12 protein-coding genes are annotated in these 13,666 nt (G+C 53.8%); 4 read left to right on the top strand and 8 right to left on the bottom strand.

The annotated features are described in order from the left end of the window. Window positions 1–89: 89 nt before the first annotated feature. From COO92_RS14225 to COO92_RS14195, 7 genes are all read right to left on the bottom strand, one after another. Window positions 90–860: an SDR family NAD(P)-dependent oxidoreductase gene (locus COO92_RS14225; RefSeq protein WP_101303134.1), complete on the bottom strand. Its 771-nt coding sequence runs from the start codon at window positions 858–860 to the stop codon at window positions 90–92. A gap of 84 nt (window positions 861–944) precedes the next feature. Next, window positions 945–1,946, bottom strand: coding sequence for an ABC transporter ATP-binding protein (locus tag COO92_RS14220; RefSeq protein WP_022731670.1), 1,002 nt, complete (start codon window positions 1,944–1,946; stop codon window positions 945–947). Between the two features lie 39 nt (window positions 1,947–1,985). Next, window positions 1,986–2,816, bottom strand: a complete 831-nt coding sequence (locus COO92_RS14215) for a carbohydrate ABC transporter permease (RefSeq protein WP_022731669.1) — start codon at window positions 2,814–2,816, stop codon at window positions 1,986–1,988. A gap of 9 nt (window positions 2,817–2,825) precedes the next feature. Continuing rightward, a complete protein-coding gene (locus COO92_RS14210) occupies window positions 2,826–3,698 on the bottom strand; it encodes a carbohydrate ABC transporter permease (protein WP_022731668.1) in 873 nt (290 codons plus the stop codon). 167 nt (window positions 3,699–3,865) lie between these two features. After that, a complete protein-coding gene (locus COO92_RS14205) occupies window positions 3,866–5,179 on the bottom strand; it encodes an ABC transporter substrate-binding protein (protein ID WP_101303132.1) in 1,314 nt (437 codons plus the stop codon). A 195-nt stretch (window positions 5,180–5,374) separates the two neighbouring features. Then, window positions 5,375–6,325, bottom strand: a complete 951-nt coding sequence (locus COO92_RS14200) for a sugar-binding transcriptional regulator (RefSeq protein WP_101303130.1) — start codon at window positions 6,323–6,325, stop codon at window positions 5,375–5,377. A gap of 176 nt (window positions 6,326–6,501) precedes the next feature. Then, a complete protein-coding gene (locus tag COO92_RS14195) occupies window positions 6,502–7,527 on the bottom strand; it encodes an aspartate-semialdehyde dehydrogenase (RefSeq protein ID WP_101303128.1) in 1,026 nt (341 codons plus the stop codon). A gap of 453 nt (window positions 7,528–7,980) precedes the next feature. Here COO92_RS14195 and COO92_RS14190 point away from each other — a divergent pair, with 453 nt between their 5' ends. The 4 genes from COO92_RS14190 to sigJ all read left to right on the top strand — a co-directional run bounded on the left by COO92_RS14190 (window position 7,981) and on the right by sigJ (window position 11,468). Then, on the top strand, window positions 7,981–9,204 hold the full coding sequence (locus COO92_RS14190) for an SAM-dependent methyltransferase (RefSeq protein WP_101303126.1): 1,224 nt from the start codon (window positions 7,981–7,983) through the stop codon (window positions 9,202–9,204). 221 nt (window positions 9,205–9,425) lie between these two features. After that, window positions 9,426–9,845, top strand: coding sequence for a hypothetical protein (locus COO92_RS14185; protein WP_101303124.1), 420 nt, complete (start codon window positions 9,426–9,428; stop codon window positions 9,843–9,845). Window positions 9,846–9,976: 131 nt separating this feature from the next. Next, complete coding sequence (locus COO92_RS14180) at window positions 9,977–10,411, top strand: carboxymuconolactone decarboxylase family protein (protein ID WP_101303122.1); 435 nt, start codon at window positions 9,977–9,979, stop codon at window positions 10,409–10,411. Between the two features lie 133 nt (window positions 10,412–10,544). Continuing rightward, a complete protein-coding gene (gene sigJ, locus COO92_RS14175) occupies window positions 10,545–11,468 on the top strand; it encodes an RNA polymerase sigma factor SigJ (protein ID WP_240626443.1) in 924 nt (307 codons plus the stop codon). 34 nt (window positions 11,469–11,502) lie between these two features. Here sigJ and COO92_RS14170 read toward each other — a convergent pair whose 3' ends face one another. Next, a complete protein-coding gene (locus COO92_RS14170; protein ID WP_101303120.1) occupies window positions 11,503–13,545 on the bottom strand; it encodes a hypothetical protein in 2,043 nt (680 codons plus the stop codon). Window positions 13,546–13,666 lie beyond the last annotated feature (121 nt).

The raw sequence follows: 13,666 nt of genomic DNA, 5'->3' as shown, positions 1-13,666 counted from the left end.
AGGTCCCACAACCGCGCCCCGTTTTAACCATCATTCCAGCCTGACTGTAAATAACTTCAGGAGATTACAGTCAACAGTTCCACCTGGCCTTACCAGCAGGTGTAACCCCCATCAGCCAGAACGATGGATCCGGTCATCAAGCTGGATGCGTCTGAGGCAAGGAACAGCACAACCGAGCCGATTTCATCGGTCTCGCCCAAGCGGGCCATCGGAGTGCCATTGATCCATGCGTCGTACATTTCCGGCTTGGATTTCACGAACTCATTCAGCGGGGTTGCGATATAGGTCGGTGCAACCGCATTGACGCGCACGCCGCGTCCGCCCCATTCAGCCGCCAGCGATTTGGTCAACTGATGCACAGCCGCCTTGGACGCGTTGTAATATGCCTGTTCCTGTGGCTTGTTGACAATGACGCCCGACATCGAGCCGACATTGACGATGACGCCATTTTTCTTGGCCAGCATCTGCTTGCCAAATTCGCGGCAGCACCAGAATGTGCCGTTCAGATTGACGTCAACGACATTGAGCCAATGTTCATCCGCAACTTTTTCGGCCGGGGTTTCCGACCGTGCGATGCCGGCGTTATTGACAAGAATGTCGATGCCGCCCTGCTTGGCCATTTTTTCGGCACTGGCACGGACCTGATCGGTGTTGGTGACATCCATGATGTCGATGTCGGCGGAGTACCCTTTGGATTTCAGGTAATCACGGCCTTCTTCGGCGACAGCTTCGCTGATATCGCCAATGATGACATGTGCGCCTGCTTCTGCCAGTGCTTCACAGCAGGACAGGCCGATTGCACGACCGCCGCCCGTGACATAGGCACGGCGACCGGTAAGATCGAACTTTTTAAGATACATTTGGGTCTCACAGTTTTCTTGATTTGGTAAGGCGGGATCGCAACGCGTGTGCGGCATTGCGACCCGGTGTGCACGGTTTAGAAATTATCCAAGGGCCAGACCGTGGGCGTCAAAACGATGGATGCGGTCCTGTTCCGGGGTGAGGAAGATTTTGTCATTCCCGCTCAGCGGCATTTCACCGGTTGCCCGCACCGTCATTGCGCCAAATTCATCCGATTGCACATGGAGGTATGTTTCCGCCCCCAAGTGTTCGGCGATTTTGACCGTGGCCGGGATCACACCGCTTTCGGTGCTGACCACGAGGTGTTCAGGGCGAACGCCGATTTCATGACAACCATGTTTTGCCGCCAGTTCGCCGCCCAGGAAGTTCATTTTCGGCGAGCCGATGAAACCGGCGACGAATTTGTTGGCCGGTTTGCTGTAAAGGTCCATCGGTTTGCCGACTTGCTCGACACGGCCAGCCTGCAACACAACGATTTTGTCGGCCATGGTCATGGCTTCGACCTGATCATGGGTGACATAGATCATCGTGGTTTTGAGGTCCTGATGCAGACCGGTGATTTCAAGACGCATGTTGACGCGAAGGGCGGCATCAAGGTTCGATAACGGTTCATCAAACAGGAAGGCGGCCGGGTTTCGGACAATCGCACGGCCAATGGCAACGCGTTGACGCTGACCGCCCGAAAGGGCACCGGGGCGCCGTTCGAGATAGTCGGTCAGATTGAGGATTTTGGCCGCACTCTGGACTTTCTCGTTGATAACTTCCTTGCTTTCACCGGCCATTTTCAGGCCAAAGGCAATGTTGTTAAAAACGGTCATATGCGGATAAAGCGCATAGGACTGAAAGACCATCGACAGGCCGCGCTTGGCCGGGGCTTCGTTGGCAACGTCGATACCATCAATCATGATTTTACCGTCGGTGACATCTTCAAGCCCGGCAATCAGGCGCAGCAAGGTTGATTTGCCACAGCCCGACGGGCCGACAAAGACGACAAACTCACCATCATTGATGTCAAGATCGACACCCGGAATCACATCCAGCGTTCCGAAGGTTTTCTTGACTTTCTCCAGTCGGATAGCACCCATTGCGGTGTTCCTTCTTTCTAGATTTCAATAGGGCAGCGGTTACTTGACCGCGCCAAATGTCAGACCACGAACCAGCTGTTTCTGTGAGAACCAGCCAATGACAAGAATTGGTGCAACTGCCAGAGTTGAAGCGGCTGAAAGCTTTGCCCAGAACAGGCCTTCGGGGCTTGAGTACGAGGCAATGAAAGCTGTCAGCGGTGCCGCATCGGACGTTGTCAGATTGAGTGTCCAAAAGGCTTCGTTCCAGGCAAGGATCACATTCAAGAGCATGGTCGATGCAATGCCGGGCAGGGCCATGGGCAACAGCACAAAGATGATTTCCTTGGGCAGGGTTGCGCCATCCATGCGGGCGGCTTCGAGAATGTCGGTCGGGATTTCCTTAAAGTAGGTGTAGAGCATCCAGACCATGATCGGCAGGTTCATCAAAAACAGAACCATGATCAGACCAAACCGGGTATCAAGCAGTCCCCAGTCGCGAAACATCAGATAGATCGGCACAAGAACGCCAACGGGTGGCATCATCTTGGTCGACAGCATCCAGAGAAGCGCGTCCTTGGTGCGTTTGGTCGGGTTAAAGGCCATGGCCCATGCGCAGGTGACAGCAAAGACCAAGCCAACCAATGTGGAGCCGACCGCCAGAATGACGGAGTTCATGGCGAACTTGAAATAGTTCGACCGTTCCTGAACCTCGACATAGTTTTCAAGCGTCCAGTCAAAGGAGATGAAGCTTGGCGGAATGCTGACGGCTTCAAGTTCGCTTTTGAAACTGGTTAAAACCATCCAGAAGATCGGGAAGAAAATCAAAAGGCCGACAACCCAGGCAAAGGCCGAGAAGCTGATATAGCCAAGAGGTGTTTGTTTCTTTTCCATATCGCGCCCCTAATTATCCAGGTTCTTGCCGATGAGGCGGATCAGGAAGATCGCCACGATATTGGCCAGAATGACCGCGACAATGCCGCCGGCTGATGCGCCGCCAACGTCGTACTGCAACAGTGCTTGTGTATAGACAAGGAACGCAATGTTGGTCGTTGCCAGACCCGGGCCACCACCTGTGGTGACAAAGATTTCGGCAAAGACAGTCAGCAGGAAGATGGTTTCAATCAGCACAACCACGGTAATCGCACGGCTGAGGTGGGGCAGGGTAATATAGAAAAAGATCGATACCGGACCGGCGCCATCCATCTGGGCGGCTTCCTTTTGGTCGCGGTCAAGCGACTGAAGGGCGGTCAGAAGGATCAGCACGGCAAAGGGCAGCCATTGCCATGACACCATGATGATGATGGATGTCAGCGGCGCATTGGTAAACCAGTCAATGGCAGGCAGGCCAAGTAAACTGGCAAGCCAGGCAAACATCCCCGAAACCGGGTCCATCAAAAGGTTTTTCCAGACCAGTGCATTGACGGTCGGCATGATGAAGAACGGTGCAATCACCAGAAGTCGCAGGATGCCGCGCCCAAAAATCGGTTGATCGAGCAGCAATCCCAGCAGGATGCCACCAATCACGGTGATGACCAGAACTGAACCGACAAGCAGCAGCGTGTTTGCAAGGGAGGCAAAGAACGCCGGGTCGGTCAGGAAAAATTCGTAATTGAGAGTGCCGATCCATTCTTCCGTGCCTGGCGACAACAGATTGTAGCGCAGGAAGGAAAAGTAAATTGTCATGCCCAGCGGGACGGCCATCCATAAGAACAGGACGATGATCGATGGCGCGGACATGATGCGCCCGGTAAGGGTCGAGGCACGTGTCGACATGATGTGCTCCCCGAAATTGATGTTGATGTCCCGATCCGGATGGAAAGAGGGTGGCGGTGTTAGAGCAAGTTGCTCTGTGGCCGCCACCCCAAGTTCATCAGGTCAAGGAGGTCAGGCCGGATATCATTTCATGATGTGCGATGATCTGAAATCCGACCTGTGGTGCATCAGTAGTAACCGGCTTTGCGCATGGTGCGGTCGGTGCTGGCTTGTGCGGCCGAAAGGGCCTCTTCAACCGTGGACTGACCGGCAAGAGCTGCCGAGAACTGCTGGCCTACAGTCGTACCGATACCCTGGAATTCCGGGATCGCGGCGAACTGAACACCAACATAGGGTTTCGGTTTGAGGGTCGAGTTGATCGGATCTGCGCTGTCGATGGCGAGAAGCGTCTCGTCTGCAAAGGGTGCAGCCTCAAGATATTTCGGGTTTTCGTACAGCGAAATACGGGTTCCCGGGGGAACGTTTGCCCAACCTTCTTTGGAGGCAACCAGTTCGAGATATTCTTTGGACGTTGCCCAGGCGATGAATTTCTGAGCGGCTTCGACGTTCTGGGATCCCATCGGAATGCCAAGGTTCCAAGCCCAGAGCCAGTTGGCACCGGTGCAGGTTACAGCGCAAGGAGCCTCGGTGAAGGCAACCTGATCGGCAACTTTGGATTCTTTGGGGTTGGTGACAAAGGATGCTGCAACGGTTGCATCAATCCACATGCCACATTTGCCGGAGTTGAACAGCGACAGGTTTTCGTTAAACCCGTTCGATGTTGCCCCCGGAGGACCGTAGTTACCAAGGATGTTGGTATACATGTCCAGGGCGGCTTTCCATTCCGGCCCGTCGAAGGTCGGGTTCCATTCTTCGTCAAACCAGCGTGCGCCATAGGCATTGCCCATGGTCGAGATCAGCGCCATGTTTTCGCCCCAGCCGGCTTTGCCACGCAGGCAGATGCCATAGACGCCGTTGTCCGGGTCATGCAGCTTTTTGGCGATATCAAGGGTCTGATCCCAGGTCAGGCGACCGTTGACTTCAATGCCGGCTTTTTCGAACAGATCCTTGCGGTACATCATCATCGAGCTTTCGCCGTAGAACGGTGCAGCATAAAGCGCATCATCCTTGGAGACGGCCGCCCGGATGGCAGGCATCAGATCGTCGACGTCATAGTCGGAGCCGAGATTATCAAGCGGTGCCAGCCAGCCTTTTTCAGCCCAGATTGGCACTTCGTAGGTGCCAATGGTCATGATGTCATACTGACCGCCCTTGGTGGCGATGTCGGTGGTGACGCGCTGACGCAGGGTGTTTTCTTCGAGGGTGACCCACTCAAGCGAAATATCAGGATTCTGTGAGGTGAAATCATCCGTCAGCTTCTGCATGCGGATCATGTCACCGTTGTTGACGGTTGCGATGGTCAGTTTGGTTTCGGCATTGGCGGTGAATGCAACACCGCCTGCTAGTAGCGCGCAAAGCGCGGCTCCCATAACGCGTTTCATGTTTCCTCCCTAAAGGACTATGTACCCGGTAAGCAAATTCTTGCTCGTATTGATCATTTGTTCAGGTGGTGAGCATTCACTCAATTACTGGGTCTCTTGTCAAATTAAATCGTTCTTGCGGTGCACAAAAACAACCCCTGCCAAACGGGTTGACAGGGGGGATGGGGCTTGGTTCTTCGAGGGTTGTTGCAGATGCTACTGCAATAAAGATTCTGCGGTGGCTTCGTCGGTGATCAGGGTCGAGATCAGTTTGCCGCGCATCGCACCGCGAATCGCTTTGACCTTTTTCGTGCCCTTGGCAACCGCGATGGTATTGGTGGTCGGCGACTGGGCCGGGGCACTGGTAACGCAATGATTGACCGCATGATCAAGGATGGTGCCATCCTGATCAAACGACCAACTGATGACTTCGCCAATGCCGCCACTTTTGCGCAGCGACGTCAGTTCATCCTTGCTGATGAAGCCGTCAATATGAAGCGGCGCGTCATCGCCAAGATGCCCGACCCCGATAAAGCGAATGTCGGCCTCAGCAGCGAGTTTGAGGATATTGTCCATCGGGGGCTGTTGCTGCATGCGTTGACGCATTTGCGGATCTTCGATGATGACCGGAATCGGCAAGGGATAATGCGGTGCGCGGGTGCGGTCGGCAAGGTCGATCACCGCGTCATAGAAACTGGCAGCACCATCATGGGCAATGGTGCCGACAAGCGAGACGATCTTATGGTGGCGGCCATCAATCCGGCCAACCTCATCGACCATGGCGCGCATGGCACGCCCGGTGCCCAGTGCTATGATTTGCGGATCGGGTGATTGCAGGGCGCGTTCAAGATAGGTGGCTGCGGCCTGGGCCATGCCAAACATCGCCTCGGGGGCGGCAGGGTCGGTCGGGACAACGTCACAGGCGGCAAGTTCGTATTTTTCGCAAATCGCCTTGCCCAGTTCCATGCAATGCGCAATCGGATGATCAAGGCGGACCTTGACCAGACCTTCGCTGACGGCAGCGGACACAAGACGCTGTGCGGTCGGGCGCGAGACGCCAAGTTTGGTAGCGATTTCGTCCTGCGTATTGCCAGCACAATAGTACAGCCAGCCCGCGCGGGCGGCTTCGTCCAGACGTGCGGCTTCCTTGCGTGTGCGTTTAACCATCCGATTTCCCCGAAATTATTTTTCTTCGTAACGTGCCGGGCAGGCGGTGGAATTTTCCATCCCTTAGACTGATTGCCTAGCGCCTTTTTGCGCATCTGACCAGCATGTTTGATTTCATAAACGACAAAACCCGCCTTCGAGAAGGCGGGTTTTGCATCGTGGAAAGACGTGAAACGTTATTTCTTCGGCAGATATTCCGCGACCAGTGCTTCGGCGATCTGAACCGCGTTAAGGGCAGCCCCTTTGCGCAGGTTGTCCCCGACACACCACAGCGACAGACCGTTTTCAACCGTCGGGTCCTTACGCACGCGCGAGATAAAGACATTGTCCTCGCCCTGCACTTCCTGCGGGGTGACATATCCTTCGTCCTGACGGTAGTCGACCACCGAAACGCCGGGGAAGGCTTTCATTGCCTTGCGGGCTTCTTCGACGGTGATCGGGCCATCAAATTCGATGTTGACCGCTTCGCCATGACCAACAAAGACCGGGACACGGACACAGGTGGCGTGAACGGCAATTTCGGCCGGGGCCATGATTTTGCGCGTCTCGACCGCCATTTTCCATTCTTCGCGGGTGGCACCGTCATCCATGAAGGTATCGATATGGGGAATGACGTTAAAGGCGATCTGCTTGGTGAATTCTTCCTTTTGCGGAAGATCGTTCACATAAATGCCCTTGGTCTGATTGAACAGTTCGTCCATGGCAGCCCGGCCAGCACCCGATACCGACTGATAGGTCGACACCACGATGCGTTTGATCGGGGCGATGCCCTGAAGCGGTTTAAGCGCCATGACCATCTGGATGGTTGAGCAGTTCGGGTTGGCAATGATGTTCTTTTTGGCGTAGCCCGAAAGTGCTGCGCCATTGACCTCGGGCACGACGAGTGGCACGCCCGGTTCCATGCGCCAGTAGCTGGAGTTGTCAATTACGACACACCCGGCTTCGGCAGCCTTTGGCGCCAGTTTCTTGGCCGCTTCACCACCAGCGGAAAACAGCGCGATATCAACCTTGGAAAAATCAAAGGTCGCAGAATCCAGAACGCTGAGATCGGTGTCATCGCCATAGGAAACCGTGCGGCCGATTGATTTTGAAGATGCCAGCGCAAAGATTTCGTCAGCCGGGAAGTTGCGCTCGGCAAGGGTGTTGAGCATTTCACGCCCGACATTACCAGTCGCACCGACAACAGCGATTTTATAGCCCATCAGATGCCTCTTTTCAGTCTGTATGGCATGTCGCGCCCCCAATGCTGACCTTATTGCAACCATAAGACCGGGCAAACGGCGCGATAAACATACCTGTGGATAGTTTTCGATGATCTGCGGCGAGATGTAAGGCTTTCGGGGCAATTGCGCAAGCGTATCCTTGGCAGGGCAGCCACGATTACTACTTGAGATCGTAGAAAATTCTGGCAGAATTATTACGGGGTTCACGTACTGAGCCCGAGATCAGAATCGTTCGGCGTCCTGCTTGGTTGATTTCTGCTTTTGGCATGGGCGTAACGCGTTGTGCGTGTCATGTGGTGTCATGTTCTGGCTTCCTTCCGAACGTCTTTAAGACATGATCCTGATTTAGGGTTGGTACGTATGCGTGGGTGGCACCGCGCATGGGGCGATCAATTTTCCGACTTTTAAGAAGGAAGGGCGATGACGTACCCGATGAGTTTGGATTGGACACAAAAAAAGGTTCTCGATTTCTTTCGGGAACATGTGACGCGTGGAACATTGATATTCCGCGTTGATGACAAACACGAGGTGGTTCTGGGTGACGGCCAGGAACCAAAAGCCGCCATGACCATACCCGACTGGGCCAATACGCTGAAAATGGCGTTAAGTCCTGATCCCGGTTTTGGCGAAGCGTTCATGCGCAGTGGGTTTGATCTTGTTTCTGGCGAATTGGAAGATCTGATCAAAGTATTGCGCCTGAATTTCGAAGGCGGTCATTCCGCCAACGGGTTTGGCAGTTTCATTGAAAAACTGCAGGCCCTGAAATTCCAGATTGCCCAGTTTACCAGCATCAAGGCGGCATCACGCCGGGTGCGCCATCACTATGATATCGGCAATGATCTTTATACCCGGTTTCTTGATCCGGATATGCAGTATTCCTGTGCGTTCTGGGATGATGGTGCGCAAACGCTTGAAGAAGCACAGCACCGTAAAATGAGCCTGACGACCCAGCGGCTTAAGATCAATGAACCCGGATTGCGGGTGGTAGATATCGGGTGCGGCTGGGGCGGGTTAAGCCGTTTTATTCGGCGTGAAACCGGGGCCGAGGTGCACGGTATCACGTTGTCGACTGAACAATACAACTGGGCACAACAACAGCGTCTGGAATTGGGCGACAATGCCAGTCGCGGCCTTGATTACCATCTGCTTGATTACCGGGTGTTTTCCCAGGCCAATGCGGGAAAATACGACAGGGTAGTATCGGTCGGCATGTTTGAGCATGTTGGCCGCCATCAGTTCAAAACCTATTTCGAAAAGGTTGGTGAGCTTCTGAAAACGGGTGGTCGAGCGGTGATCCACACGATCATCAAGCCGCGTGCTGAATTTACCTCGCCGTGGATTGATCGATATATTTTCCCCGGCGGGTATATCCCGGCAGTGCATGAAGTGATCGAAGCGGCCGAACATGCCAGTCTGATGGTGGACGCATCGCATTTCCATCCCGGACGCAACTATGCCAAGACGCTGATGGCGTGGCGCGACCGGTTTCGTGATGTGGCCGATCAGCTTGATCCGGAAAAATACGACACAGAGTTCAAACGGATGTGGGAGTTTTATCTGGCAGGTTGCATCAATGCCTTTGACGAGGCCGAGGGCGGCGGTGGCATGCGGGTTGGCCAGTTTGTCTTTACCAAGCCGGGATTTGACTACGCGTAATATGACGGGGCGGGGAGCAAAAGTTTCCCGCCCCGTTTGATTTTAGTCCCCATATGCAAAATATCGGTGATGAACCCCGAGACATTGGGGAACACCAAAGGCGACAAAAACAAGAAATGGCATTGTTGCCCAAAAAGATACACATCGCGTGATCGACCGGCACGTCAGATGTGACGCATGCGAACGGTTCTAAACCGGTCATTTTGTCGGGAGGAAACGACATGTTGAAAGTTTTGAACTGGGACGACGGTACGGACCGCACTGCTGATATCAATGCCGGTGATGCGCCCCATATTGGTCAGGTGGAAGATTACGTCAACGCACTTGCATCTATCGAGGTATCGAGCTGTGAACGCGATATGCTGCGGGTCCATGCCAATGCACCGGGCCGTGAGATTAGCGGATTGAAGTTGGCCCAGACGGTGGGACATTTTGGCGCGCGGATTGGCAATAAGAAATATGGCCGGTTGGCGCGTAAAATTTCGCAGGCCGCAGGACTTCCAATGTGTGACAGCGATGTCAGTGATTATCTGGCCGCGATCTTTACCCTTGCCGATGGGAAGCCGACGGACGGTGAAGACTGGACATGGGTGATGCATGGAGCGGTGGCCGATGCGCTGAAAGAAGCTGGCGTTGTCTAGGTTTCGAAAAAACTGATCCTTTTGAAAATAATCGGGCGGGCTGTGTAACACGGCCCGCCCTTATTTCGTCCTTGTTTGCAGAAAGGGCATTTTGCCCGGCGAATTCACTGCTGTTTTCAAGGAGAACCATCATGAGCCGTTTCGCATTTCCCAAAGCCAGCCCGAAACTGTTTGAAGCCATGTTTGAGCTTGCGAGCAAACTTGCGGAAGACGCGAAAATTTCGCCCGCACTGCGCAGCTTGATCGAATGCCGTGTATCGCACATCAACGAATGTGCCCATTGCCTCCGGATGCATTCAAAAAGCTATGGCGAGCAAGGTGGCGACCCGGTCAAACTTGCGATGCTGCCACTGTGGCGCAGTTCAAAGGGCTTTGATGACGGGGAGCGTGCGGCGCTTGACTGGGCGGAATGCCTGACCAAGGTCGAGAGCCAGTCGCGTATTTCGCAAAGCCACCGTGCGTTGCTTGAACATTTCGAAGAAGACGAAGTTTCGGAACTTACCTGCATCATATCAACCATGAATGCCTGGAACCGGTTGGGCATTGCGCAGCATGAGTTTGCGTAAATCCGTTTGCGCAAATCCTGAGGACGGGGGTGACCCTGCGCCTTTGCGTCCCCGTCCCCTTTCGGGCAAAATGACTTTCATATCGGCGATACGGGATTTTCCCGTATCGCTTCATGCGTTTGATGGACCCAAGATGGCAGATCAGATTTTCGAGGCACATCGCCCCCGTTTAATGGCCCTGTCGTATCGCATGCTGGGCAGTCATGCCGATGCCGAGGACGCGGTACAGGACGTCTGGCTGCGGTGGCGGGCGCAGGATCATGAAATGATCAAGGATGCCACGGGTTGGCTGGTTAGGGTTTGCAGCAACATTTGTCTGGATGTTTTGAAGTCTGCGCGGCGGCAGCGTGAAAAATACGTCGGGCAATGGCTACCCGAACCGTGGTTGCCGCCCGAGCAACCCCACGCCGAAAAAATGCTGATCGAACAGGATGGTCTGGGGCAGGCGTATTTGCTGATGCTCGAACGGCTGGCGCCGGTTGAACGGATTGCGCTTGTTTTACACGAAGTATTTGACTGGACCCATGACGATATTGCCCCGGTAATTGAACGCACAGCCAATAATACCCGTCAGATACTGTTTCGTGCCCGGCGCAAGATGGCGCGTGAGAACGACAGGGATCCGACGCCCGCTGTTGCAGCAAAAGCCTGCGACCAGTCGAAAATCGAGGCGTTCATCAATGCCCTTAGTCTGGGGGATGTTGGGCAGTTGATGAGCCAGTTGGCCCCGGATGTGATTATGCATTCTGATGGCGGGGGCAAGGCATCAGCCGCCCTTAATCCTGTCTTTGGTAATGATAACGTTGCGCGCTTCTTTGCCGGTGTCTGGGGCAAACGCAGCCCGGATGCCCAAATTTGTTATGTGACCAATCAACGCGAATGCTGGCTTTTGATGTATGAGGGGGCCGAGGTTGTCACCGCAATCAGCGCATCAGAACGCGATGGTTTGCTGGTTGATGTTTTTGTGCATCGCAATCCGGACAAACTGGCTCTTTTTGCCCCGATGATACGTCAAGAGGAAGCCGTTGCCGTTCCAAAGACAAAGGCCGGGATTTAACCCGGCCTTTGCAAAAGTCTCTTTTTCGAAACGCCTATTTTGCGTTTTCATTGGCCTGAATGGTCAGTCCCAAAAGGTCCGCTATCGCAGGTGGTTGCATGCCGCCCGCCGCCAGCACGCCAAACGGAACAGGTGCATCGGGTGCCAATGTGATGATCAGGTGCTGTGGATTGCTAAACCAATCGACAAGCTCGGTCAGTGCGTTTGACAGGCGAGGATACTGCGCGAATTTTTCCTGCGTTTGCATCAGGACCATTGCACCAACCATTTGCAAGTCCTCGGCGGTTTGGCCATTGCCCTGTGCCGCCAGCCTGAGGAATATTTTCACCAGTTTTTCACCTTGAACCTCAAGACGGGCAGCATTGAAGCTTGTTTTGGTCAAGGCGATTTGGCGTAGTTTTTCGGTCTGATCAAGGCGAGTTGAAGTCAGTTCGCCCATGATTTCAGGTGTCAGATTACCAACACTTGCCGAAAGGCTGATGCTGCCAATGTCGTCGATAGATGTTTCTTCGATGTCGTAGGTATAGACACCGCTTTGATCATCCCACGTGATATTGATTTTGCCATTGAGGCTGAGACGGTCAAAGTTTTCCAGGCCGATCATACTGGCGATCAGGTCTTTCACCGGTGAGGTGTCGGGTAGTTCGATATACATTCCCTGAACGGCGCTGCGGCCCTTTTTGGCAAAGGTGGTGCCGTTTCCGTCAAAACGGACGGGATCACCGATGCTGGCCGACGCACGATCAATGCCAAACTTAAGGTTCTTGTTGGCATCAGTGTTGCCTGATAGCGAAAGGTCGGACACCAGGAAGCTTTCATAGACCATCGGTGACAGCAGAATGCCAAGATCGCCAAGTGTCTGGTTTTGAGCCTTTTCGATCTGTGCCATCGGATCGTTGCTTGTCGGGGTGCCGTACATTTCAACAATTTGTTGCATACGGCTTAAAGACACTTTCGATATTTCGAAATGGCCAAGTTTGAAAACCGGCTTGTCTTCATGGTCCATCAGGTCGAACTGAAAATCTGAAACTGCCAGTTTAGCAACCTCGCCGTCTTTCAGGCCGTTGACGGCAACGCTGCCAAGTTTGGTGGTAAATTCGTCCTGAGAACTCGACATTTCGGTGACAGAGAAAGCATCGACCGACAGGTTATCAATCAGATGCTGCCATTCGCGGGCATCCAATTTATTGTTGCTATCAAATGCGTCAGAGCGAATGGATTGTTTCAAATTGGTCAGCGCAATTTCGCCAAAGCTGATTTGCGGTTTGTCGTCTTTGGAGGCTGTCACTTCGGTCAGGCTTATGGCCTGTGCGCCAGATGAACTCAGACCATCAAAGCCAAAGCTGGCAAGGGTGATTTTTTCCTTGTCAGCCCGTTCAAGCAGCACGCCGGTTCCCGACAGGGCAGAGCAAAGATCGAAAGGCTTTTCAGATAAGTCGAAGGCTGTTTCGAACGATTGGGTGATGTCACAATCTGAAAAAGAAGCCGTTTCAACAGAAAAGCTTTGTTTTTCAGACGGAAGCACCAGACTAAGGTTTTGTAAGGTTAATCCCCCAAGTCGGCTTTCGGTAATGTCCTCAAGCGCGATCAGATCGGCCTTTGCCGTGCGGCCTAAACCGTCTTCGACGTGAATTCCGGGCAGTTCGGCAGCCTTGGCGGCGTAGTGAATGGTGCCATCCTTCTGGATAATGCGAAGATCAATTAAGGATGGAGCCGGGGACGATAGACGCGCGTCTTTGTTTTCGATCTGTCCGTTGTCGACGGTGACCGATCCCGCCAGAGTATCGCCAAACGGATTGGCATTCAGCAGCGTCAGCCAATTGACCTGTTCGAACTTTACGGCATCTCCGGTGATGGTGGCGCCGTCGGCGGTGCGCAGCGACACATCGGTTGCCGACATGGTGCCGCCAAACAGCGAGAGTGCGAAGTTATCAAACTCGCCGTGCAGTTCTGATCTGGGATTGGTCAGATAGCTGCGGAACTGATTTTCAAAGAAAGAAGGGGCGGCAAAATGCGCAGCGGTGGCCGCGATTGCAACGACAGCAACGCCGCCAATAATGATTTTAGTTTTGCTCATGTGGCCCTGCCTGGGTGCGTTTGAAGATGCATTATTTGGATGATTGTATTTCAACACCTTCTGGCGTGCGCGATGCGGTGTCAACCCACCCTAAGGAACAGGAAAGCAAACGGGCCGGACT

Source organism: Thalassospira lohafexi (genome assembly GCF_002844275.1).
Classification (GTDB): Bacteria; Pseudomonadota; Alphaproteobacteria; order Rhodospirillales; family Thalassospiraceae; genus Thalassospira; species Thalassospira lohafexi.
Note: the sequence above shows the minus strand (reverse complement) of the source record. Positions and strands in the feature narration are given on the sequence as shown.